Source organism: Robiginitalea biformata HTCC2501, from assembly GCF_000024125.1.
Classification (GTDB): domain Bacteria; phylum Bacteroidota; class Bacteroidia; order Flavobacteriales; family Flavobacteriaceae; genus Robiginitalea; species Robiginitalea biformata.
Window position 1 is genome coordinate 80,155 of sequence record NC_013222.1, and the last position, 24,392, is coordinate 104,546.

17 protein-coding genes are annotated in these 24,392 nt (G+C 56.8%); 3 read left to right on the top strand and 14 right to left on the bottom strand.

Annotated features, from left to right (window positions below):
* Positions 1–59 precede the first annotated feature (59 nt).
* The 5 genes from queG to ruvB all read right to left on the bottom strand — a co-directional run bounded on the left by queG (position 60) and on the right by ruvB (position 6,503).
* Positions 60–1,016 carry a tRNA epoxyqueuosine(34) reductase QueG gene (gene queG, locus RB2501_RS00330; protein ID WP_012813651.1) on the bottom strand — a complete coding sequence of 319 codons (957 nt, stop codon included), beginning with the start codon at positions 1,014–1,016 and terminating at the stop codon, positions 60–62.
* A 48-nt stretch (positions 1,017–1,064) separates the two neighbouring features.
* Positions 1,065–1,664: a hypothetical protein gene (locus RB2501_RS00335; protein WP_012813652.1), complete on the bottom strand. Its 600-nt coding sequence runs from the start codon at positions 1,662–1,664 to the stop codon at positions 1,065–1,067.
* Between the two features lie 40 nt (positions 1,665–1,704).
* Entirely contained in the window at positions 1,705–2,268 is a 564-nt protein-coding gene (locus RB2501_RS00340; protein WP_012813653.1) for a hypothetical protein, read from the bottom strand.
* Positions 2,269–2,484: 216 nt separating this feature from the next.
* Positions 2,485–5,394 (bottom strand): hybrid sensor histidine kinase/response regulator transcription factor, encoded by a 2,910-nt coding sequence (locus RB2501_RS15675; protein ID WP_012813654.1) that lies wholly within the window; start codon positions 5,392–5,394, stop codon positions 2,485–2,487.
* Positions 5,395–5,480: 86 nt separating this feature from the next.
* On the bottom strand, positions 5,481–6,503 hold the full coding sequence (ruvB, locus tag RB2501_RS00350) for a Holliday junction branch migration DNA helicase RuvB (protein WP_012813655.1): 1,023 nt from the start codon (positions 6,501–6,503) through the stop codon (positions 5,481–5,483).
* A 222-nt stretch (positions 6,504–6,725) separates the two neighbouring features.
* Between ruvB and pckA the strand changes: the two genes are divergently transcribed.
* Both pckA and RB2501_RS00360 read left to right on the top strand, forming a co-directional pair.
* Complete coding sequence (pckA, locus tag RB2501_RS00355; protein WP_012813657.1) at positions 6,726–8,306, top strand: phosphoenolpyruvate carboxykinase (ATP); 1,581 nt, start codon at positions 6,726–6,728, stop codon at positions 8,304–8,306.
* A gap of 124 nt (positions 8,307–8,430) precedes the next feature.
* Positions 8,431–10,713, top strand: coding sequence for an acyl-CoA dehydrogenase family protein (locus RB2501_RS00360; RefSeq protein WP_012813658.1), 2,283 nt, complete (start codon positions 8,431–8,433; stop codon positions 10,711–10,713).
* Here the strand turns inward: RB2501_RS00360 and RB2501_RS00365 are convergent.
* The 9 genes from RB2501_RS00365 to RB2501_RS00405 all read right to left on the bottom strand — a co-directional run bounded on the left by RB2501_RS00365 (position 10,695) and on the right by RB2501_RS00405 (position 23,460).
* Positions 10,695–11,537 (bottom strand): GIN domain-containing protein, encoded by an 843-nt coding sequence (locus RB2501_RS00365; RefSeq protein WP_041326863.1) that lies wholly within the window; start codon positions 11,535–11,537, stop codon positions 10,695–10,697. The two genes, RB2501_RS00360 and RB2501_RS00365, sit on opposite strands and share 19 nt — an antisense overlap.
* 172 nt (positions 11,538–11,709) lie before the next feature.
* On the bottom strand, positions 11,710–13,536 hold the full coding sequence (locus RB2501_RS00370; RefSeq protein ID WP_041326864.1) for a cytochrome c oxidase subunit I: 1,827 nt from the start codon (positions 13,534–13,536) through the stop codon (positions 11,710–11,712).
* A 37-nt stretch (positions 13,537–13,573) separates the two neighbouring features.
* Positions 13,574–14,638, bottom strand: a complete 1,065-nt coding sequence (locus RB2501_RS00375; RefSeq protein ID WP_041326865.1) for a cytochrome c oxidase subunit II — start codon at positions 14,636–14,638, stop codon at positions 13,574–13,576.
* A 30-nt stretch (positions 14,639–14,668) separates the two neighbouring features.
* Positions 14,669–16,018: a hypothetical protein gene (locus tag RB2501_RS00380; RefSeq protein WP_012813662.1), complete on the bottom strand. Its 1,350-nt coding sequence runs from the start codon at positions 16,016–16,018 to the stop codon at positions 14,669–14,671.
* Positions 16,019–16,031: 13 nt separating this feature from the next.
* Positions 16,032–16,592, bottom strand: a complete 561-nt coding sequence (locus RB2501_RS00385) for a c-type cytochrome (protein ID WP_012813663.1) — start codon at positions 16,590–16,592, stop codon at positions 16,032–16,034.
* Positions 16,593–16,601: 9 nt separating this feature from the next.
* Positions 16,602–17,123 (bottom strand): DUF3341 domain-containing protein, encoded by a 522-nt coding sequence (locus tag RB2501_RS00390; RefSeq protein WP_012813664.1) that lies wholly within the window; start codon positions 17,121–17,123, stop codon positions 16,602–16,604.
* 5 nt (positions 17,124–17,128) lie between these two features.
* Positions 17,129–18,871, bottom strand: coding sequence for an NrfD/PsrC family molybdoenzyme membrane anchor subunit (gene nrfD / locus RB2501_RS00395; RefSeq protein WP_012813665.1), 1,743 nt, complete (start codon positions 18,869–18,871; stop codon positions 17,129–17,131).
* 26 nt (positions 18,872–18,897) lie between these two features.
* On the bottom strand, positions 18,898–22,029 hold the full coding sequence (locus RB2501_RS00400) for a TAT-variant-translocated molybdopterin oxidoreductase (protein ID WP_012813666.1): 3,132 nt from the start codon (positions 22,027–22,029) through the stop codon (positions 18,898–18,900).
* 33 nt (positions 22,030–22,062) lie between these two features.
* Positions 22,063–23,460, bottom strand: coding sequence for a cytochrome c3 family protein (locus RB2501_RS00405; protein ID WP_012813667.1), 1,398 nt, complete (start codon positions 23,458–23,460; stop codon positions 22,063–22,065).
* Positions 23,461–23,782: 322 nt separating this feature from the next.
* Between RB2501_RS00405 and RB2501_RS00410 the strand changes: the two genes are divergently transcribed.
* The gene (locus RB2501_RS00410; protein ID WP_012813668.1) at positions 23,783–24,151 is read left to right on the top strand and encodes an SPOR domain-containing protein; all 369 of its coding nucleotides are present in this window, start codon (positions 23,783–23,785) and stop codon (positions 24,149–24,151) included.
* The last annotated feature ends 241 nt before the right edge of the window (positions 24,152–24,392 follow it).

Genomic DNA, 24,392 nt, shown 5'->3' on the forward strand with positions numbered 1-24,392 from the left:
CGGACTTCAATATAGCAACTTAATGGTTTTGCCTCTCTTAAAATGCGAATATTTGCACCTTATTCCCTTTCGAAATCGTTTTCGGAGGCCGTGTCCCCATCCGAAAGGAAGGCGATATTCCGTTTAAGGCCGGAAAACTTGGTCCGCTTAACCGCCGATTTCGGGAAGACCTGGCGAAATACTTCTTCGGTGAGTTCCTCCCAGTCCGCCCGGGTCATTTCCATCAATTCCGGATGGGCGTTAAACCGGGGTTCGCTATGCGGGGTGGCAAATCGGTTCCAGGGGCAGACGTCCTGGCAAATATCGCAGCCGAAAATCCAATCGGCCCACTGTCCGCTAGCCGAAGCCGGGATTTCCGATTTCAATTCAATGGTATAGTAGGATATACATTTGCTGCCATCCACCACATAGGGCTCCGTGATGGCCTGGGTGGGGCAGGCGTCGATACAGGCCGTACAGGTCCCGCAGTGGTCGGTCACCGGGGCGTCCGGGGGCAATTCCAGGTCCAGGATCAATTCGGCTATAAAATAATAGGACCCCACTTCCTTGGTGAGCAGGTTGGAGTGTTTGCCCATCCAGCCCAGGCCGCTCCGCGCCGCCCAGGCCTTGTCCAATACGGGGGCCGAATCTACAAAAGCGCGTCCTTCCACCTCCCCGATTTCGGTGCGTATTACATGCAACAGCTCCCGGAGGCGATCCTTGATGACCCGGTGGTAATCCTCCCCGTACGCGTATTTGGAAACCTGGTAGGTGGATTCCGGTTGCTGCTCTGCCGGGTAGTAATTAAGCAGGAGGGAGACGACGGATTTGGCACCCGGGACCAACAGCGTCGGGTCGAGGCGCTTGTCGAAATGGTTTTCCATCCAGCCCATCTCCCCGTGCATCCCGGCCTTGAGCCAGCGTTCCAGGCGCGGGGCCTCCTCTTCCAGGAAACCGGCCCTGGAGATGCCGCAAGACAAAAAGCCCAGGCGTTTGGCCTCGGCTTTTATCAGTTTCGCATGTGCATCAGCTCCCATGGCATCCCATTTATCCCGAAGGTAGGCGGAATATACGGGAAAAGAAAGTCAGGGACCGGATGGCGGCATATATGCGGGAACGACGTTCCGGACGGGTTTAAGGGATTTCAAATAGGTAAAGATCGCCTCCAGGTCTGCGTCCGAAAGCTTGCTGTAGGCCTCCACCGGCATGGGTGGCATGATCGGGCGACCTCCATCGAGACCCTTGAATTTGCCTTCGCGAACGGCCTTGCCGAATTGATCCAGCGTCCAGGTCCCGATCCCGGTGTCGTCCGGGGTCAGGTTGGCCGCATAGGTAGTCCCCCAGGGACCAACGGCTGCCGTCAGGTCGCCTTTGAACAACACCCATGGGCCTATCGGCACGCTTTCGGGTACAGGGGGCATCGCCTGGCTGGCGTCGTATCCCATCATGTATTTATCCATGTCGGGAACCGGCCCGCGTTCGGTCATCTTCTTGGGCGTGTGGCAATCTGCGCAACCGATGACCCCGACCAGGTATTCCCCCCGGGCCAGCCGGTCGGTTTCGGAGGTTTCGGCCGGCGATCCTGCCGTTGCCATTGTCGTTTGAGTTGCCTGCTCCTTGCAGGAGCTCCCCATAAGGGCCGCCAGGAATAAGCCCGACAGGCAAAGGTGGATTTTGGTTTTCATTGCTTATATACAGTTCGTTACTTCCAGGGTGCGTTAAAAATCAATCCAGCGAAGGGTCGGAAACTGGGACATCCGGGTTGAAGGATGCAAAAACCCCATCCGGATTATCCATCACCACCCAGGCGTGCAGTGTCCAGGCTCCCCCGGCCACTTCCGGGTTGTAATGCCAGTGGTCCTCATCCCCAATAAATCCTTCAGGGGCCTCCGAGTCCGGGGCTGCCGGTATGGCGTATTCAATCCCGACGAGTTTCAGTTTTCCTTGCTTGTTGGGGACATAGAGGAGTATTTCCGGGCGATCCACTTCAAAAGTGCCATCCATCAGGCCCACGTTGATATAGTGGAAGCCCATATTCGGAACGTAAGGGGACGGGTTGAACGGATAGGGGTCGGCATAACCGTGTTTGACGGCCTGCTGAAAACTGTGAAAGCGCATGGCAGCCTTTCGGGCTTGTTTCAACTGGGAATCCAGGGTCTCCACTTTGGTTTTGGCACTCACTGCGCTCAGGGTGGCATCCTCCCCGGTTTCGGGCTTGCTGCAACCGCTGGCCAGCAGCAAAAACACCGCGGCTGCCAACAGGCCCGGCAGGCTCGTTTGGCGGAGCATGGTTCGACATTTCAATAATCGTTCAGACGGATGTTGTACAGAAGTTTTCATAAAACATGGCTTTTAAGTTGTTATGTGCAATGCGCACAAGGTGAATACAGCCACAAGTTGTCCAATCCGTTCCGGGCCGGCCAAAAGAAATGTCGCAATTCCTGACAATTATGTTGCATGGGCCTGAAGCACCCCATTCTACCGGGGGTTTCAACGGTTGAATAGCTACTCAGTATCAGCGATGAACGCACTCGGCGTCATCCCATAACGTTCCCGAAAGCGCTTTGTGAAGTAAGATAGATTGGAAAACCCGACGGAATAGGCCACCTCGGAGACTGTCGCCGAACGGCTTTGCAGGAGCAGGCGCGCCTTTTCCAGGCGGACCTCATTGATTAGCTGGTTGGGTGACTTCCCCGTAAGCGCTTTGAGCTTCCGGTGCAATTGGGCCCGGCTAAAACCCACCTGCTGGGCCAGGAATTCCACGGAGAGCTCCGCACTGTCCAGGTGTGACTCTATGGCACTTCCCACCTTTTTCAGGAAGGCGTCGTCCAATGAAGGCAGGTCGAGTTCCCCCGAAAGCACGAGGGAGGAATGTTGCATTTTTTCCCAGAGTGCCTTTTGCCGACCCATCAGGTTCCGGATTCGGACAAGGAGTTCCCGTGCCTCAAAAGGCTTTGTGAGGTAAGCCTCGGCCCCCTGGAACAGACCTTCCATCTTGTTTTCCTGTCCGGCACGGGCAGTTAGCAGGATTATCGGAATATGACTGGTCTTTGTATTGGTCTTCAGGGCATGGCATAACTCATAACCGTCCTTGCGGGGCATCATCACATCGGATACCACCACGTCCGGTATGTGTTCAATAGCCATCCGCTCACCTTGAAATCCGTCTTCCGCATAGAGGACCCGGTATTTTTCCTGAAGCACTTCCCCTACAAACCGGCGCAAGTCTGCATTGTCTTCCACAAGCAGGATGCAGGGCCGGGAGGGGGCGTCCGGCAACTGTTCCCCGATTCCAGGTTCCCCGGCCTCTTTCGGTTTTACGGCCGTGGGCCGGGCAGCCGGCATCCCGGAGGCGGCCACATGCTCCAGCCGGTTCGGCTTGGGAAAATCCTCCCGTCTAGCCGGCAGGCCAACACGGAAGGATGTACCCTTGCCCGGCATGCTTTCCACGCTAAGCTCCCCTCCCTGGAGTTCTACCAGCTCCTTACAAAGGGCCAGGCCAATCCCGGTACCGTGTGCTTCATCTCCCTCCACCCGGTAGAACCTCTCAAAAATTTGCCCTAGATCAGCGGCTGGTATGCCTTTCCCGGTATCTGAAATTTCCATGAGCAGACGACCGGATTCCAGGCGGGACCGGAAGGAAACTATTCCACCTTCAGGCGTATACTTAAAGGCGTTTGACAGGAGATTGTAAACGATCTTTTCGAGTTTGTTCCGATCGTACCAGGCGGCAACCTCGCTGGAATCCTGCCCCATCTCTGCTGCCTGGGCCGCACCTGCATCCCCCAGGTCCACCCGGAGGGCAATATTGCTGCGCTCAGCCAAGCTCTCAAAGGCAAAGACCACAGATTTCAGAACTTGCTCAACATCGCCGTGGGTCAGCAGGATTTCTGCCTTCCCGCTTTCGATACGAGACAACTCCAGCAATTCGTCCACGAGTCCTTCCAGACGCTCTGTGTTCCGCCTGACCATGTCCAGGTCGCGGGCGGGCAGGCGCACCTCGCTTCCGCCTTCCTTTCCTGAACGGTCCAGTGCTGCCTGAATCGGGCCGCGTATCAGGGTAAGCGGTGTTCGGAACTCATGACTGATATTGGTAAAAAATCGGCTCTTTAAGGCGTTCAGGTCGCTGATGCGCCTGACTTCGCTTTCGGAGACAGCCGCCCGCACCCGTTCTTCAGCCGCCTGTTTGGCAAGGGTCTGCCGTCGGTAGGCGATTCCAAGGGAATAGATCAGCAATTGGAGGAAAATGCCCGTCGCATAGGGGTCCACCCCCAAAAACCGCAAATTGATCAGGCCCATGGACCAAAAGATGCCCACCAGCAGCCCAAGCCCCCCTACCAGGGTACCGATCCCAAAATAGCGTGCAAAAGCATCCCGCTTCAGCACGAGGGCTATGGCCAGGCCCAGGCTACCCAGGGTGTAGACCAGAAGAAATGGGTAGTGCCAACCCACCGCAGTGAAATACGCCTGGGGATCAAAAACGATGACATAGGCCACCACCGTGATGATTTCCGCCAGGGTCAACAGGGCCAACCCCTTGATAAACCGGTCCAGGACAGGAAACTTCTGACGGGAGCCCACATAGGCACGGCCAAAGAACCAAAACGTGTAAAAAACACCGTTGGAAATGGCAATTTGGACTGGGAGCCGGAAGCGGGAGATATCCCCGATCAGCAGGCCTACGGTCATGGCCTGGGTGAGCGTACAAAATCCCAGCCAGAGAACGAACCACAGAATTACCCGCTCGCGCATGTACAGGAATTGGAGCAGGTGGTAGATAAAGATAATCAGTGCCGCCCCGAACATAAAGACGTTAAAACTTGTATTGAATTGGAATATCTGGTGGTAAAAGGGTTGTTCCGGGCTTCGGGCGGTCAGGTGGAAATACGGCGGATAGCCAATGCTGTTTCCCTCCACCCGGATCACCAGGGTCACCGGCACCCCGGAGGGAATCCCGTCGAGCCCCACACTGTTGAGCACCCAGTGGGGCGCCCGGTCGCGCACTGTCTTGGGGTACTCCACCCCGCTCCTCTTGTGAAAGAGCAACTCCCCTCGGGCATAGGCCCAGACATCCACCTTGCCATTGCTCTTGGTCCATGCGGGAGGCCCGATCATTTTATCCTCGAAATGCAGCCTCCAGCCCGGCAGGGTATCGGTGGCCAGCAGGGTAAGCTTCCCCCAGTAGGGCCAGCGTACATCCAGGTATTGCGGCAGTGCATCCCCTTGTTCTGCCCCCATCGGCGGGGCTTCCAGCAAGATTTCCGGCGACAGGACTTCTGTGGAATCCTTCCAGACAGATAAAACTCCATCCAGGGAATGGACCGGGTATTTGGGGTTCAATTCATAGGGCGCCTGGGCTTGTAACCCAAGGGCCCAGACCAGGAAAATGAGGAGGAAGAACCGATTGGTTGGCATGGTCTAATTTAGAACCCGGCGGGGTCCGGGTTTCAAAATACAAAAAATGACGGCTCATAGTATCCGTGAGCCGGGTGGATCCTTCCCTAAAAAAGTCCGGGTTGCCCCCCGCCTTTGATGCGGCCCAGGTGTTGATAGGCGAGTTCGGTGACCTCCCGGCCGCGGGGGGTGCGCATGATAAAACCCTGCTGTATCAGGAAGGGTTCGTACACCTCCTCGATGGTTTCGGCGTTTTCGGAGACCGCCGTGGCCAGGGTGGTAAGCCCTACTGGCCCTCCCTTGAACTTGTCGATGATGGTTGCGAGGATCTTGTTGTCCATCTCGTCCAGGCCGTAGGCATCCACGTGGAGCGCCTTCAGGCCAAAACGGGAGATCTCCATATCGATGTTCCCGTTCCCCTTGATCTGGGCAAAATCCCGGACGCGGCGAAGCAGCGCATTGCAGATCCGGGGGGTACCCCGGCTGCGGCCGGCAATCTCGATGGCGGCGTCCTCCGTGATGGGGACTTTCAGTATTTCCGCAGAGCGCTGCACAATGGTGGCCAGGAGCTCCGTGTTGTAGTATTCCAACCGGCTGGAAATGCCAAAGCGCGCCCTCATGGGGGCCGTAAGCAGGCCCGAACGCGTGGTGGCGCCAACCAGCGTAAAGGGGTTCAGGTGTAATTGTACCGATCGGGCATTCGGCCCGGTCTCGATCATGATATCGATCTTGAAATCTTCCATGGCCGAATAGAGGTATTCCTCCACCACCGGGCTGAGCCGGTGGATCTCGTCGATGAACAGGACATCCCTGGGTTCCAGGTTGGTAAGCAACCCTGCCAGGTCGCCCGGCTTGTCCAAAACAGGCCCGGAGGTAACCTTCAGCCCCACCCCGAGTTCGTTGGCCAGGATATGCGCCAGGGTGGTCTTCCCCAGCCCGGGCGGGCCGTGCAGGAGCGTGTGGTCCAGGGCTTCCTGCCTGAGGTTGGCCGCCTGAACAAAGACCGTGAGGTTTTCCAGGACCTGGGCCTGGCCCGTAAAATCGTCAAAGGAAACCGGCCTGAGTGCGCGCTCAATGTCGAGCTCCTCAGGGGATAGTCCGTCTGCCGTAGGGTCCAGATGTTCATTCATATCACAGACAAAGATAACAATACGGGCCACATACCCCGGTGGCCTAACGGCCCAATTCTTTTTATTTCGTTGATAATTATCATATTTTCTACTGGGAAGATTCTGCTACTTTGTAATGTGATATTCTTGCCGGCCCTGTCCGGCCCTTCCGGCGGCAGGCCGAATGCCACATCGGACCCCCTGGGGTAAACAAACAAGAAACCCTTTTAACACCTTTTAAACATGGCAGCATTCGACCTCTCCAAATACGGCATTACCGTCACAGACATCCACCGGAATACCTCAGTACCCGTCCTCTATGAAATTGGCCTTCGCAACGAACCCGGCACCGCAATTTCCGACGTGGGCGCCCTGCTGGTCTATTCCGGGGAAAAAACGGGCCGGAGCCCCAAAGACAAACGGATCGTCCGCCACCCGGAGTCGGAAAAGCACATCGATTGGGGGGATATCAACATCGGCCTGGACGAACACACCTATATGGTGAACCACGAACGGGCCATCGACTACCTGAATATCTGCAAGCGGCTTTTTGTGGTGGACGCCTTTGCCGGCTGGGACCCGGACTACCGGTTGAAAGTGCGCATCATCTGTACCCGGGCCTACCACGCCCTGTTTATGCAGAACATGCTGATCATGCCAACGGCCAAAGAGCTCGAGGATTTCGGGGAACCCGACTACGTAGTCTTTAACGGAGGCGGTTTCCCGGCGAATATCTATACCAGCGAAATGACCTCCAAGACATCCGTGGATGTACACCTGGAGCGGCGGGAAATCGTGATCCTGGGCACCCAGTATGCCGGGGAGATGAAAAAGGGCATCTTCGGCGTGATGAATTACCTGATGCCGCTTCGCGACGTACTCCCGATGCACTGCTCGGCCAATGTGGGCCACGACGGGGATGTGACCATCCTCTTCGGCTTGTCGGGTACCGGGAAAACCACCCTCAGCGCCGACCCGAAGCGAAAGCTCATCGGGGATGACGAGCACTGCTGGACAGATTCCGGCACCTTCAATATCGAAGGCGGTTGCTATGCAAAGGCCATTGACCTTTCCGAAGAAAGCGAACCGGATATTTTCAATGCCATCCGTTTTGGTACCGTCCTGGAAAATGTGGTCTACGATGAGAAAACGCGGAAGGTGGATTACACCGACACCTCCATTACCCAGAATACCCGGGCCTCCTACCCGATCGAGCATATCGAAAACGTACAGATCCCCTGTGTGGCCGGCCACCCCAAAAACATCATATTCCTCACCTGTGACGCCTTTGGGGTCCTCCCCCCGGTAAGCAAGCTCACCCCGGAGCAGGCCAGCTACCATTTTATCTCCGGGTATACGGCCAAGGTAGCCGGGACGGAAATGGGGGTCACCGAGCCCGAGGCCACCTTCAGTGCCTGCTTTGGGGCCGCATTCATGATGTGGCACCCGAACCGTTACGCGGAATTGCTGGCGGAGAAAATCAGGAAACACGAGGTCACCGCCTGGCTGGTAAATACCGGCTGGACCGGAGGGGCCTACGGGGAGGGTTCCCGGATTAAGCTCAAATACACCCGGGCGATGCTCGACGCCATCCACAATGGGGATTTCGAGCGCGTATCCTATAAGGAAGACCCGGCTTTTGGACTGCAGATCCCGGAGTCCTGCCCGGATGTGCCCGCGGAAGTATTGCTGCCCCGGTCTACCTGGAAGGACCCGAAAGCCTACGACGCCACGATGTCCAAACTCGTTACACTCTTCCGGGAGAATTTCAAACGATTCGAATCGGGGGTTAACCCGGAAATCGTTGCGGCCGGCCCCCAATAAGTGCAAAATCGCATATCCGCTTGGGACCAGGCCACCAGATGCAAGGGAAACCCCGCCTGCCAGCGGGGTTTTTTATTCGCTGATAGCACTTGAAGGGAAACCGGGGAAATCGTAATTTACGGGAATGCAAACCTATTCGTATTCCCAGGGAATCTACCCCTACCTGCCCGTATTCTACGTGATCTGGTCGGACGACCTCCTTTCCGCATCCGAAATAGCCGTGGTGAAAAAAGCCATCGCAGCCGACCCCGGCCTGAGCCATGAAGAACGCAACCGGCTGTTGGGGTGGCTGGACCGGGATTCCCCCCCGGACGCGGAGGAGTTCCGCCACTGGAACCACCTGATTGTCCGAAGCGGGGTCACCTACCGGGAAGATGCCGACTACCCCCTGAGCGAATTTGCGGCAGCTTTTGCCGAATCGCAGGCGCCGGGGGGTTCGCCCCATCCCGTCCTGAGGGATATCGAAGTCAACCTGGGCATACAGCCCAACCACTACCGGCACCTTTTCGGGCAGAATGCGGTACCGGTAGCCGTGGCCAGCGAATTCCAGGGGGAAGTTCTGGCGGAAATGGGCCTCCGCCCGCATTATCCGGACTACCTGACGTGCCGGGAATTCCTGCAGGCCCCCGTTTTTGAGCAGCATCTGGAGCGGGATAAGGAAGCCCATCGGCAACGGGTGCTCCAACAGTTAAAACGCCTGGCTGCCGAGGGGTATGGAGCCCTGGCGTATCCCCCGGAGTACGGGGGGAAAAACGACATGCCCGCCTATGCCACCCTTTTCGAAAACCTGATGTTTATCGACGGGAGTCTGTGCGTCAAATTCGGGGTGCAGTTCGGGCTGTTCGGCGGCAGCATCCAGAAACTGGGCACGAAACGGCACTGGGAGGCCTATCTGAAAGACGCCGGTACGGCCAAATTGCTGGGCTGCTTTGCCATGACCGAAACGCGTCACGGATCGAATGTGCGGGGAATCCGCACCACGGCCACTTATGTAAAGGAGTCCGATGAATTGGTCGTGCATACCCCGGGCCCTGACGACAACAAAGAGTATATCGGCAATGCGCTTCACGCGCAGATGGCTACGGTGTTTGCCCAACTGATCGTGGACGGTGAAAACCAGGGGGTCCACGCCGTGCTGGTACCCATGCGAGACGGGAGCGGCGAGCTGTTGCCTGGAATCCGGGTGGAAGACAACGGCTACAAAATGGGTCTTAACGGGGTGGATAACGGCAAGATCTGGTTCAACCAGGTACGCGTTCCCCGAGGAAACCTCCTGGACCGGTACGGCAGCATTACCGAATCGGGCAGCTACCACTCGGATATCAAAAACCCGAACAAGCGGTTTTTCACCATGCTGGGGACCCTGGTGGGCGGCAGGATTTGTGTGGCCCGGGGAGCCCTGGCCGGGGCGCGGTTTGGCCTGTCGATTGCGGTCCGCTATGCGCTCAGGCGCCGGCAGTTCAACGACGCCGCCCGTGTACAGGAGGACTTGATCATGGATTACCCGAGCCACCAGGTGCGTCTATTGCCCGCGGTGGCCAGCAGTTATGTATACCAGGCTGCCCTGACCCGGTTGCTGAAATCCTATGACGGGGCGGACGGTACGGACACGCGTCAGCTGGAGGCCGGGGTTGCCGGCTTGAAGGCCCTGGTGACCGAGTTCGCGGACCGGACCCTGCAGGAGTGCCGGGAAGCCTGCGGCGGAAAAGGCTACCTCCTGGAAAACCGGATCGGCCAGTTGAAGAACGACGTGGACATTTTCACCACATTTGAGGGGGACAATACCGTCCTGCTGCAACTGGCGGCCAAAAGCCGCCTGACAGATTTCCGGGCGGAATTCAATTCGGACGATTTCTTCGGGGTCTTGCGGCTTCTCGGGACCCAGATCGGAAAGCGCCTGTCCGCCATCAACCCGGCCTATACGAATAAAACGGATAGGGAACATCTCTACAACCCGGCCTTCCACCTGCACGCCCTAACCTACCGCACGGACCGGCTAACCTATACGCTGGCCCTACGGATCCGCGATTATATCAAAAAGGGGGTCCCCGCCTACCAGGCCTTCCTGAAGGTACAGACGCATCTGCTGGCCCTGGGCCGGGCCTATGCCGCCCTGCTGGCATTTGAATTATTCCTCGAACACACGGAGGATCTTTCGGACGACCCGCATGCAGACCTGATCCGGAAACTCGGGACGCTCCACGCCCTGTCGGAGATCCGGGCGGATGCTGCCTGGTACCTGGAACAGGGGTACATCGGCAAAAGGAAGTCGAAGGCTATCCGCAGCCGGGTAGAACGTTTATGTACCGAATTGCGACCCCATGCCCGGGCCCTGGTGGATGGATTTGGCATCCCGCCGACCCGCTTAAGTGAAGTCCCGATTGCCGATCAGTCGGGTTCCTTGTGAAGTTCGGCCCGGTCCGCAAACCGGCGCAAGGTCACCGCGGGTTCCCCATAGAGGTAAGTGCGGGACTGTCCGCTGGCATCCAGGATCAGGGAGGTCCCTGCATGGATGCGGGCCGTTGTCGCCCCGGAGAGGTTTGCTTCCAGGATACCCGCCACCAGTTTTCGGGCGGATAAACCGCTTTCGCCCGAGAGCCTCAACACCGCGTGGTCGCCGATACCCTCGAGTGTCAGGTCGGCATTGTCCCCGAGTTCAGCGGATATCGTATCACTATCCGTGTAGATAGTCGCATCCGAGCGTTCGGCCATCCGAACCACCAGGGATTCCGCCCGGATATTCAGGTCGGCCCTGCTGTTGCCCGCAAGCGTCACATCGCAGAGGGAAGCGCGCAGGCGCAACTCGGCCCCGGCCGCCCCTTCCGTACGGATGCTGAACAGGTCGGCATTAAACTCAGCCTCGCCGATGAGCTTGCCCGCAAGCACTTCCACCCCGGACAGCTCCCGGAAAAAAACGGTGATGTCCAGGGCCCGGCTCCCGGTAATATCGTAAAACGAAGAAATTACAAGCGTGCTGTCCTGCACCTGGAACTGCAAAACATCCACCAGGTTGTCGTCTACCCGCAGCTCGTATCCATCCGATCCCTGCTGGCGGATCCGGACCTCCAGGTCGTCCTCCAGGCGGAGATACTTAAAGGGCGGGAGGCTTTCGGAGATTTTCACCGGGTTGCGGTTTCCCTTGATCCTGGGTTTGCGCTGGGCCCAGGCGCCGGCACCGACCAACAAGGCCAGGACCAGGGCCAGTGCGCGCATTTTCTCTATTCGCTTCATACGGTTCTTTATTCGGACCTAAAGATAAACCAATTCCCGCTTCCCCCGATTCGGCTTGCCCCTTCCTGTCTGCGGCACATGCCCGCACCCCTATCCGGCCACCCGAGCCCTGCCGGCCAATAAAAAGGCCCGTCGGAAGACGGGCCTTCTAAATAATTTGTTGCAGAAATCGCTAATGCTGCAATTCCTCTTCTTCATCCTGGAGCGGGATGTGCTGGGGCACATAATCCTGTCCGGGCAGGATGTATTCCCCGTTCTCGTAGGTCTTGCTGTAATCGTACGGCCAGCGGTGCACCTCCGGGATGGCGCCCGGCCAGTTGCCGTGGATGTGCTCCTGGGGAGCCGTCCATTCCAGGGTTGTGGCCTGCCAGGGGTTCTGGGGTCCGCGCTTGCCGTAAAAGATGCTGCGGACAAAGTTGAAGGCAAAGACCAATTGTGCGGCCGCCGTAATAATGGCAAATACCGTCATCAGCACCTGGATGTCCACGAGTTCATCGAACATCGGGAAGGCGGTGTTTTCGTAATATCTCCGGGGTACGCCGGCCATCCCGACAAAGTGCATCGGGAAGAACACCCCATAGGAGCCTACTGCGGTAACCCAGAAGTGGACATAGCCCAGGTTCTTGTTCATCATCCGGCCCTGGAACATTTTCGGGAACCAGTGGTAGACCCCGGCAAAAAGTCCGTAAAGGGCCGAAATACCCATTACCAGGTGGAAGTGGGCCACCACGAAATACGTGTCGTGTACGTTGATGTCCAGGGTGCTGTCACCCAGGATAATCCCGGTGAGCCCCCCCGTGATAAACGTGGATACCATCCCGATTGAGAACAGCATGCCCGGGTTCAGTTGCAGGTTCCCCTTCCAGAGCGTGGTGATCCAGTTAAACGCCTTAACGGCCGAAGGGATCGCGATCAGGAGGGTGGTAAAGGTAAATACCGAGCCCAGGAACGGGTTCATCCCTGAGATAAACATGTGGTGCCCCCATACGATGGTGGACAAAAAGGCAATCGCCAGGATGGAGGCAATCATCGCCCGGTACCCGAAAATGGGCTTCCGCGCATTGACCGACATCACTTCGGAAACTATTCCCATCGCCGGGAGGATCACGATATATACTTCCGGGTGTCCCAGGAACCAGAACAGGTGTTCAAACAGAACCGGGGATCCGCCCTGGTAGTGCAAAACTTCGCCCTGAATAAAAATATCGGACAGAAAGAACGAGGTTCCGAAACTCCGGTCCATCAAAAGCAACAAGGCGGCAGACAGGAGCACCGGGAAAGAGATCACCCCGATGATGGCCGTGACGAAAAACGCCCAGATGGTTAGCGGCAGGCGCGTCATGGACATCCCCTTGGTCCGCAGGTTGATAACCGTTACAATATAGTTCAGGGATCCCAGCAGGGAGGAAGCGATAAATATCGCCATGGAGACCAGCCAGAGGGTCATTCCCATACCCGAACCCGGCTGGGCCATCGGCAGGGCACTCAATGGCGGGTAGATCGTCCAACCGGCGGCTGCCGGTCCGGCCTCCACAAACAGGGAAATCACCATGATTACACTCGAGAGGAAGAACATCCAGTACGACAGCATATTCAGAAACCCGGATGCCATATCCCGGGCGCCGATCTGCAGTGGGATCAGCAGGTTACTGAACGTACCGCTCAATCCGGCTGTCAATACAAAGAAGACCATGATGGTCCCGTGGATCGTAACAAGGGCCAGGTAGATGTCCGCATCCATAACGCCTTCCGGGGCCCACTTCCCCAACACAGCTTCAAACACCGGGAAGGATTCCCCGGGCCAGGCGAGCTGCATCCGGAAAAGCAGGGACATGGCAATACCGATAAAGCCCATGATCAGGCCGGTAATCAGGTATTGCTTGGAGATCATCTTGTGATCCTGGCTGAAAATATATTTGGTGACAAAAGTCTCTTTGTGGTGATGTCCGTGATCGTCGTGCGCGTGATCATCGGCGATCGCATGTGCGTGTGCTGACATAGTGCTTTTGTTTTATTCTTTTTCTTTTATAGCAATTTTATTCGGCGGCGGTTACGGTCTCCCCAAAAGTCGTCTGACTCTCTATCCACGCCTGGTAATCTTCCTCGCTCTCCACAATGATCTTCATCTGCATGTTGTAGTGCGACTTGCCGCAGATCTTGTTGCAGAGCAAAATAAAATCAAATTCCCACGGATCCGAATTCGGCTCACCTGCCGCTGCGCGTTCTGCCCGAATGGCATTGGTGCGTGCCACTTTTTCCATGACTTCCGGCTTCTGGCGCATCTCGGCGGTGGTGATCGTCGGGGTGAAGGAAAACTCGGTAATCATCCCGGGTACGCAGTTCATCTGGGCCCGGAAGTGGGGCATGTAGGCAGAGTGAAGTACGTCCTGGGAACGCATCTTGAAATTTACCTTCCGCCCAACGGGCAGATGCAATTCCTTCACGATAATGTCGTCGGCGGCATTCGGGTCGGACTCATCCAGCCCGAGCACGTTTGCCCGGTCGATATCGATCATCCGGACATTGGCATCCCCCAGCACATTATCCGCCCCCCCGTAACGAGCCGTCCAGTTGAATTGCTGGGCATAGAGCTCCACAATCAGCGGGTCGTCTTCCTCGTTGACGTCCATGATATTCGTCCAGGTATACAGGCCCCAGATAATCAGTCCGGCCAGGACAATCACCGGGATAATGGTCCAGATAAATTCCAGACGGTCATTGTCCGCGTAAAACAGCGCTTTTTTGCCCTCTTCGCCCCGGTATTTGAAGGCGAAGTAGTGCAGGAGCGCCTGGGTGATGAACTGGACGATAAAGATGATCACAAAGCTCCAGAGCATCAACTGGTCGTAATCCCCCCCGTGTTCGCTGGCGGCTTCCGGCAACAGGAACTTGCTGTATTTCCAGAAACAGAATATGGTGAGCAAATAGATGAACACCAAAAACCCGAACATCAGGTACCCGTTGTTCTTGTTGTCCTCGTCGCTGGCAACTTCCGAATTCGCTGTTTTAGCCTTGAGTTGGGAGAATTCAAAGATCTTGGTCATCTGCCAGATGGCGATAGCCACTAAAACCAAAACAGAGATCGTCAATAATGCTGTCATTGTAAACGGATATAATTCGCTAAATATCTTCTAATAATGAAATTGTCTGCTCTCTTCGATAAACGGGTTCCGCGTCGGTTGCAGCGGCGCCTTGGTCATTGCCCGGAATATCCAGAAAATAAACGCCCCTCCGAAGAACAGCACAGCCCCGATCTCCGGCACCCCGATATACCACTGGTCGCCAACCGTAGCGGGGGTGATCATCAGGTAGACGTCCAGGTAGTGCCCCAGCAGGACCACGATCCCGGTCATGACCACAAACCAATTGATGCGTTTGTAGTCGCTGTTCATCAATACCAGGAGCGGGAACAAAAAGTTCATCGCCACCATACCGAAGAACGGCAGTTTAAAATCTTCAATCCGCGTGACGAAGTAGGTCACCTCTTCCGGGATATCCGCATACCAGATCAGCATGAACTGGCCAAACCAGAGATACGTCCAGAAAATACTGATGCCAAACATGAATTTACCCAAATCGTGGATGTGGCTGTCGTTGACATCCGGCAGGTACCCCCGGGACTTCAGGTAGATTGTTACCAGGGCAATGGTGGTAATTCCCGAGACAAACATGCTCGCGAAAACATACCATCCGAACAGCGTGCTGAACCAGTGCGGGTCAACGCTCATAATCCAGTCCCAGGACATGATGGACTCAGTGACCAGGTAGAACACCAGGAATCCGGCAGACCAGCGGAAATTCTTGATAAAATTCGAGTTGTCATTGGCCTCGTCCTGCGCAAGCGACAGGCGGCGGGACACTTCGCGGTAGGCGATCCATCCCCCAAGGAACACGGCAGCGCGGATCAGGAAAAAGGTCGGGTTCAGGTAGCCGGCCTTTCCCTGCAGTAACTCATCGTGGGCAACCGTTTCGGCATCCATCCACACAAAGAGGTGGTTCATGTGGAGTACGGAAAGGACCAGGATCACAAAAATGGCAATCCCCCCGGGTACCAGGTAGGCGGTAATCCCCTCCATCACCCGGAACAACAAGGGCGACCAACCGGCCTGGGCTGCCCGCTGGACCGCGTAAAAGGCCAGGGTACCCAGCGCCAGCATAAAGAAAAAGAAAGCGGCGATATAGATGGCCGACCAGGGGCGGTTCTGCAACTGGTGGAGCAGATGCTCGTCGTGGTCGAGGGAGTGGTCCGCATCCTGGGCAGCTGCCCCGTGCTCGGTCGTACTGTCGTACGAGGTAGTTTCGTGGGTTTGCGCAGCAGCTTCATGGCCTCCGCCGTGACCGTCGTCGTGGGAAGCCGCGACCATGGCCTTGGCCTCCTCAACCGTTGAAGGGGCAGAGATAAACCCTATGGCCATGCCCATGAGCCCGAGGGCCATGAGTATGACGGATCCGATTTTCAATCTGTTCGAGAAAGTATACATCTGCAATGCTGCTTTATTGTGTTAAATCTTCCTTGAGTTTCATCACGTATTCGGAAACCTGCCACCGCTCTTTCTCATCCAGCTGCGTGGCATAAGACCCCATAGCGTTCTGGCCGTAATAGATCACGTGGTAGGTGGTCCCGACATTGATATTCCGTCCCGGGTCCGCATAGCTGGGAACCCCCAGGATTTTCTCGCGTTTTACCAGGTTCCCCTGCCCGTCGCCCTTGGGCCCGTGGCAAATGGCACAGTACAGCGCGTACAACGCCGCCCCCTCGGCCAGGTTCTCTTCCCGGTTCAGGGAATCCAACGGGCTGGTCAGCGCACGGGACAATTCCTTGCCTTCCGGGGTATTCTCCAGGCCGTAGGGTAAAGCGCCCCGGGCGATGGTGTTTTCTGCCGGGAGCAGGGCCATGGAACCCCCGGGGAGCCATTCCACCTCGTCGTAGGCTTCATAGCCAACCGGTTCGTACATATTGGGCATGTACTGGTAATTGGGCTCCCGCTTGTCCTGGCAGGAGGCCAGGATCAGGATGCCGGTGAATATCAGGGCGGTATAGAGCGTATTCTTCATTGCGCTGTTTTACTTTTCGACTCGGTTGATCTCTACGGCGCCGGTTTCCCGGAGCAGGTCGGTCAGGGCAGCCTCGTCGCCGTGCAATTCGATTTCCATGATAAAGTGGTCGTCCGTGCTGCGCGGATCCGGGTTTTCGGCCTTCTTGAATGGCCAGAGCCGGCTCCTGAGGTAGAAGGTGATCACCATCAGGTGGGCGGCGAAAAACACCGTCATCTCGAACATAACCGGTACAAACGCCGGCATGTTCTCAATATAGCTGAAGCTGGGCTTGCCCCCGATATCCTGGGGCCAGTCCTGGATCATGATGTAATTCATCATCACGATAGCGACTGTCAGCCCGAGGCAGCCGTACATAAACGAGGTAATGGCGATCCGCGTGGGCGCCAGGCCCATGGCCTTATCGAGGCCGTGTACGGGGAAGGGGCAATACACCTCCTCAATGTGGTGCCTGGCGGCCTTAACCTTCTTCACGGCGTGCATCAGCACGTCGTCGTCATCGTAGTATGCCTGTATAACCTTGGATGCCATTGCTGTTATTGTTTTTCATTTAAAAGTTTCGCCTGCCCGGCCCAGTCGTCGCGCTGGGCGCGTCCCGGGAAGGAACCGGTAATCGAATCCAGCAGGTCGTATTCCCGCTGGGTCATCCGGCTCACCTGGGCGAAGGTGTATATTCCGATCTGGTTCAGTTTTTCTTCCATCTGCGGTCCGATACCCTTGATCCGTTTCAAATTGTCCGGGGTTTGGGTAACCGGGTCGAAGGCTCCTACCGCATCCAGCAGGCTGCTCACCTGGGCAGGATCATCGCCCGCAGGGGGCGGAGTGGTTGCCTGTGCAGCCGGCGGAACCTGGTCGGCCGTACGGGGAACTGCTGTGCGGATCTCGTACAGCGGCTTCCCGGCATCCCGCAATTTCTTATAGCGCTCCCCGGAGGATTTCAAAATAGACTTCACCTCGGCCTGGGCGATAACCGGGAAGGTCCTCGCGTAGAGCAGGAACAGGACGAAGAAGAAACCGATGGTGCCGATGAAAATTCCAATATCCACAAAGGTCGGCGAGAACATCGTCCAGGAAGACGGCAGGTAGTCCCGGTGCAGGGAGGTTACGATGATCACGAAACGCTCAAACCACATCCCGATGTTCACCACAATTGAAATGATGAAGGAAACCAGGATACTCGTGCGGATTTTCTTGAACCACATTACCTGGGGAGAGACCACGTTACAGGTCATCATCAGGGTGTAGGCCCACCAGTAGGGCCCGGTGGCCCGGTTCAGGAATGCGTACTGCTCGTACTCCACGCCCGAATACCAGGCGATGAACAGCTCGGTGATATAGGCGCAGCCCACGATGGAACCGGTGATCATGATGATGATATTCATCAACTCGATGTGCTGTACGGTGATATACGCTTCCAGGTTGCAGACCTTCCGCATGATGATCAGCAGGGTCTGTACCATTGCGAAGCCGGAGAAAATGGCCCCCGCCACAAAGTAAGGCGGGAAGATGGTGGTGTGCCATCCCGGGATTACCGAGGTGGCAAAGTCAAAGGATACGATGGTGTGTACGGAGAGTACCAGAGGCGTGGCCAGACCGGCCAGTACCAGGGATACCTCCTCAAAGCGCTGCCAGTCCTTGGCGCGCCCGCTCCAGCCGAAACTCACCAGGCTGTAGATCTTTTTCTGGAAGGGCTTTACGGCCCGGTCGCGGATCATCGCAAAATCCGGTAACAGTCCGGTCCACCAGAAGACCAGGGAAACGGACAGATAGGTGGAGATCGCAAACACGTCCCAGAGCAGGGGCGAGTTGAAATTCACCCAAAGCGACCCAAACTGGTTCGGGATGGGCACCACCCAGTAGGCCAGCCAGGGACGGCCCATGTGAATGATCGGGAAGAGTCCCGCCTGGACCACGGAAAATATCGTCATCGCCTCCGCAGAGCGGTTAATGGCCATACGCCATTTCTGGCGGAAGAGCAGCAATACAGCCGAGATAAGCGTTCCGGCGTGGCCGATACCCACCCACCAGACAAAGTTGGTGATGTCCCAGGCCCAGTTTACCGTGCGGTTCAGGCCCCATGTACCGATACCGGTAGAAATCGTATAGATGATACACCCGATCCCCCACAGAAATGCAGCCAGCGCAATGGTAAATACAATCCACCACTGCTTGTTGGCCCTCCCCTCCACCGGGGCAGCGATATCCACGGAAACATCGTGGTATCCCTTATCACCCAGTACCAGGGGCTTGCGTATCGGTGCTTCGTAATGCGACGCCATAGAATCTTATTTACGTTTCTTAAATTTTATGCTTCGTTGGTATTACGGACTTTGACCTGGTAAAATACATTGGGCCGGGTTCCCACATGCTCGAGCAGGTGGTACATCCGGTCGTCGGCGGCCAGTTTGGACACTTCGCTTTCCGCGTCGTTGATGTCGCCAAAGACGATGGCCCCGCTGCTGCAGGCATTCGAACAGGCGGTCTGGAATTCCTCGTCGGTAACGGGGCGTCCCTCGCGCTTGGCGTCCAGGATGGATTTCTGGGTCATCTGGATACACCAGGAGCACTTCTCCATCACCCCGCGGGAACGCACGTTCACATCCGGGTTCAGGACCATCTTGCCCAGGTCGTTATTCATGTGGTAGTCGAATTCCTCGTTATCGCTGTAGAGGAACCAGTTGAAACGGCGCACCTTGTACGGACAGTTGTTCGCACAATACCGGGTTCCCACGCAGCGGTTGTACGCCATGTGGTTGTGACCCTGGCGGCTGTGCGCGGTAGCTGCAACCGGGCAGACAGTTTCGCAGGGAGCGTGGTTACAGTGCTGGCACATCACCGGCTGGAAGGCCACCTGCGGGTTGGCCGCCGGGTCTTCCATCTCCTCGAAACCGGCCTTGGATTCCATGGCGCCGGATAATTCGTCTTTCTTAATATTGTCTCCCTCAAAGGTGTCTTCCGATGAGTAATACCGGTCGATCCGCAGCCAGTGCATGTCGCGGGAGCGGCGAATTTCCTGCTTCCCTACCACCGGCACGTTGTTCTCGGCGTGGCAGGCAATGACGCAGGCCCCGCAGCCCGTACAGGCATTCAGGTCGATGGACATGTTGAAATGGTGTCCGACCGAGCGGTCGAAGTGGTCCCAGAGGTCGACGCTTGTGGCGGGCACCTCCTGGTGGTTCAGGGACACTTGCGGCACATGGTTCCAGTGGGATGGATCTTCCGTGTTAAAAATTTCCAGGGTCGTCTCCTTGATGATGTCGCCCCGGCCCATCAGCGTATTGTGCAGCTGGATACAGGCAAATTCGTGCATGCCGGCAGCTTTCTCAACAGCTACTTCCTGGACGGAATCCATATTCTCGTACAGGGCAAAAGCGTTCACCCCGGTCTGCATCTCCGATTTCATCCCCACCTGCCTGCCGTATCCGAAGGACAGCCCAAGGGTGCCGGGAGCCTGGCCAGGCTGGATGATTACAGGGACATTTTGCAGGGTGGCGCCATTTACCGTGAGGTTCACATAACTGCCGTCGAGGCCGCCATTGGCGACGTGTTCGTTGACCAGTCCGAGGTCCGCGGCATCCGCCTTGGATACAGTGACGTAATTATCCCAGCTCACCCGGGTGATCGGGTCGGGGAATTCCTGCAGCCAGGGGTTACCCGCCTGCCGGCCGTCTCCCATCCCCACCTTGGAATACAAGATGAGGCTCATGCCCCCGCCTGTGGCGGCGGCCAGTCGCTGGAGCGAGGAGGCAATCGGTACGACGCTGCTGACTTCGCCTTCCGGGGAAGCAGCTTCGGTTTCTTTATCGGTAGCAATTGCAGCGGCTGTTTCCGGGTCGGCCATCCCCATACCTCCCGGTGCGTAGACGCCGTCGTGCAAGGCCTGGTTCCAATCGCCGCCGGCGAGGATTCCCTCCTCCCAGGTCTGGGCGATATAGTCGTGCCATGTCTGTTCTGACCCCATCCAAACCAGCAGGCTCTGCTGGAACTGGCGGGTGTCGAACAGCTCCCGGATCACGGGCTGCATCAGGCTGTAATGTCCTTTCTTGAACTGTGCATCCCCCCAGGATTCCAGGTAATGGTTCGCCGCTGCCGTAAAGGTGCAGAGCTCGGTGGTTTCATTCCAGTTGGTGGAGAAAGATACCGACAGGTCTACTTGCTGCATGGCTTCTGCAAACCCGGCGGATGCAGGGAGGGAATAGGCCGGGTTCACCCCGTCCATGATCAGGGCGCCCACACGGCCGGCCTGCATGTCGGCAATCAGCTGACGTACGGCAGCCGAATTCCCCTGGCGCACATAGCGCGGGGCATCGGGCTCAAAAGCTTCGCTGCCGAGCATTTCGTTGATGGACAGGGCCACGGATTGTGCATCCACATCGTCCAGGCCCGTGAGGACTACGGCGCGGCGCCGGTTCTTTGCAATCTGGCTAACCGCCCGGTCCAGGGCCCGGACCGCCGCTTCGGGCAGGTCTCCGGAAACACTGGTGCCATTGAGCTTGGCATACAGGTGGGCCAGGGCAACCTTCTGCTGGGCCGGGGTCAGGGGCACGCGTTGGTCCGCATTCGCCCCAGTCAGGCTCATATTCGATTCAAACTGTACGTGCCGGGACATCTTCCCGTCCTTGGGAATCCGGCCTTTGGCATACCCGCCGTCGTAGCCTCCACCCTGCCAGTCACCCAGGAAATCTGCGCCGAAGGAGATAATCAGGTCGGCCTTGGACAGGTCGTAATCCGCCAGGGCGCGTTCCCCGTATTTCGCCTCAAAGGCATTCAGCGCAGCATCCGAGCTGATAGCGTCGTAGGTGACGTGAACCGTTTCCGGGTAGGCTTCGGCAAACTCGGCTACGAGCTTTTCCGTAGACGGGCTCGCATAGGTCTGGGTCAGCAGGGCAATCTGCCGGCCGCTACCCTGCAAACTTCCCAGTTTGGCGCGGACGGCTGCATCGAGGCCATCCCAGGCAACATCCCCTTCCGCACTCCGGGGGCCTTGCAGGCGCGTACTGTCGTAGAGGGAAAGGACGGAAGCCTGGATCCGGGCATTCGAACTGCCCAGTACAGCGGCTTCCTTGTTGTTTTCTATTTTGATCGGGCGACCCTCCCGGGTTTTCACCAGGATGCTGGCAAAATCGTACCCGTCGGCAATCGTCGTGGCATAGTAATTGGCGACACCCGGGATGATCCGCTCGGGTTGCATCACGTAAGGGATGGACTTATGCACCGGCCCCTCACAGGCCGCCAGGGAAGCCGCCGCCGTGCTGAAGCCGACATATTTCAGGAAGTCCCGACGGGAAGTCTGGCTCCCCGCCAGCTGCTCCTTGTCGCCCAGGAACGCATCCTCCGGGAGTTTCTCCGGGAATTCGTTTTGTTTCAGCTTCTCAACAATGGAATTGTCCGGGGAAAGTTCCGCCTCGCTCTTCCAATATTTCTTGTTTGATGCCATATGCGATCTGTCTAAACTGATTTGATCCTTAAATTAATAGTGGCACTTGCCGCATTCCAGGCCGCCCATCTGGGCCGCTGTAACCTGTTCCACACCATACTTCCTGGCAAGCTCCTCGTGAATTTTCTCGTAGTAGTCGTTCCCCTCCATACGGACGTTGGTCTCCCGGTGGCAGTTGATGCACCACCCCATAGTGAGCGGGGCATCCTGGTACATGATTTCCATTTCCTCCACGGGGCCGTGGCAGGTCTGGCACTGGATCTGACCCACTTCTACGTGCTGGGAGTGGTTAAAGTAGACGAAGTCCGGCAGGTTATGGATGCGGACCCACTCCACAGGCTGACTCTCGCCCGTATAGCTCTGGGTTTCCTCGTCCCAACCCACGGCGGCGTACAATTTCTTGATTTCGCCCGTGTAGAATTCGTTGGTATACCCCTTGGCCAGGTCTTCCGCAGACGGCCCTTCCGGGTTGCCCGTGTACTCGTAAATAGACTTGTGACAGTTCATGCACACATTCAGGGAAGGAATTCCAGAGTGCTTCGATTTCCGGGCGGAAGAGTGGCAGTACTTACATTCAATACCGTTATCCCCGGCGTGGATCTTGTGCGAGTAGTGGATGGGTTGGATGGGCTGGTAGCCCTGGTCCACGCCCACCTGCATCATCCAGCCGTAGGCAAAATAGGCAGCGCCGAGCATCAGGAAGATGACCGTTACCAGGACCAGGAACTGGTTCTGTGCAAAGGCTTTCCAGATAGGCGTCCCTTTTTGCGCCTTCTCCCTCTCGAGGACCACGCCGCTGGCTTCCGCAATACGGCGCAGCGTCTTGTTGACCAAAACGAGCATCACCACGAGGATCCCGAATACGAGTAACAGCGCCCCCAGCACCAAATCGTTGGACAGGCCGGAACCGGACCCTCCCCCGGCAGCCTGGCCGGCCGCTGGCGCTGCAGCTGTGGCAGGGGCGGGAGGCGGCGCCTCGGTGTATGCCAGGATATCCGCAATATCCTGATCGCTCAGGGTCGGGAAGGCCGTCATGGCCGCCTGGTTGTATTCCGCGTAAATTTCGTTGGCGTAGGCATCGCCGGAAGCAATCTTCCCGGCACTGTTCCGGATCCAGGAGTAGATCCACTCGCAGTCCAGGCCTTCCTCCTCGGTGAGGCGAACGGCGACGTTTGCCAGGGCCGGCCCCGTCATACGGCGGTCCAGGGCGTGGCACGCTGCGCAGTTCTGGTTAAACAATTGTTTTCCGTTGGCAGCATCCCCGGGGCCGCAGGGCCCTTCCTCCCCACCGGCTGCAGCCGAAGCCTCGGCTGCCGGCTCTTGGGCCGCCGCATCATCCTGGGCGGAAAGTGTAGGTGAAAAGAGCAGAGAAACTACTAAACAAAAACCAAAAATAGCAGGAAACGGATGGCGGTTCGGAACCTTTTTCATGTGTCGCTGTTCAATATTTTTTGAAGCCCGGTGAACACAGTCACCAAACTTGGCACGCTTTTGGCATTTATGTTCGCAATGGCCGTGGTTGCTGGCCTTGTGGTAGGAATCGGCTGGTTGAAAAACTCAAAAAATACTGCCAATTCAGACCGTTAAAATTGCGCCCAAATTGTCAGCAAAAATACGACATAGACTTTATTTTGGAAATCTTAAAGGTTTTATAATTTCTAATTTATAAAGGTTCTAAATAATGTATTTCAGTAGCTTAAAAAGCCGTAAAAAAGGTACCTTTAGCCTCACTAAAAGTCACACTTTCACCACTATGAGAAACCGGTTCGCCCCCCTGTTGATCCTCCTGATGTCAACTGCCGGGCTCTTTGCCCAAAGCGGCCGGGTCACTATCGAACAGGACCCGGAAATAGGCAGGTTGCTCGAAATCTACACCAAAAGCAACAGCGAGACGGATTTCTACACCATCCAAGTGGGTTTCGGCTCCTATTCCCTGGCCGAGGAACTCAAGGACGAAGTGGAGCAGGAATTTCCCCAGTGGACAGCCAAGATCGTATTTGATTCCCCCACCTACCGGGTGCAAGTGGGTCGATTCCGGGAGCGGCTTGAAGCCGAGCGCGAATTCCGGGAAGTCCGCAAGAAGTTTCCCGGGGCCCTGCTGCTAAGGCCTGGAGATCGGTAATTGATTTGAAGATTTGCCGATTTGAAAATTTGAAGATGAACAGGGGATAGGCGATTTCAAGCTGAGTTTTGTTCTGCGCGCACATAAATATGTGATGAAGAAGCCGGTGGTATAAAAATTAAGCTACTCCAAAATCCAGGAAATCGAACCCCCAGAAATAAAAAACCGGGGCCCTATGAGGACTCCCGGGTTCTTTTTTATTCGTTCGTTTACAAGCTAGCCCGGCGCACGCAGGCTCATC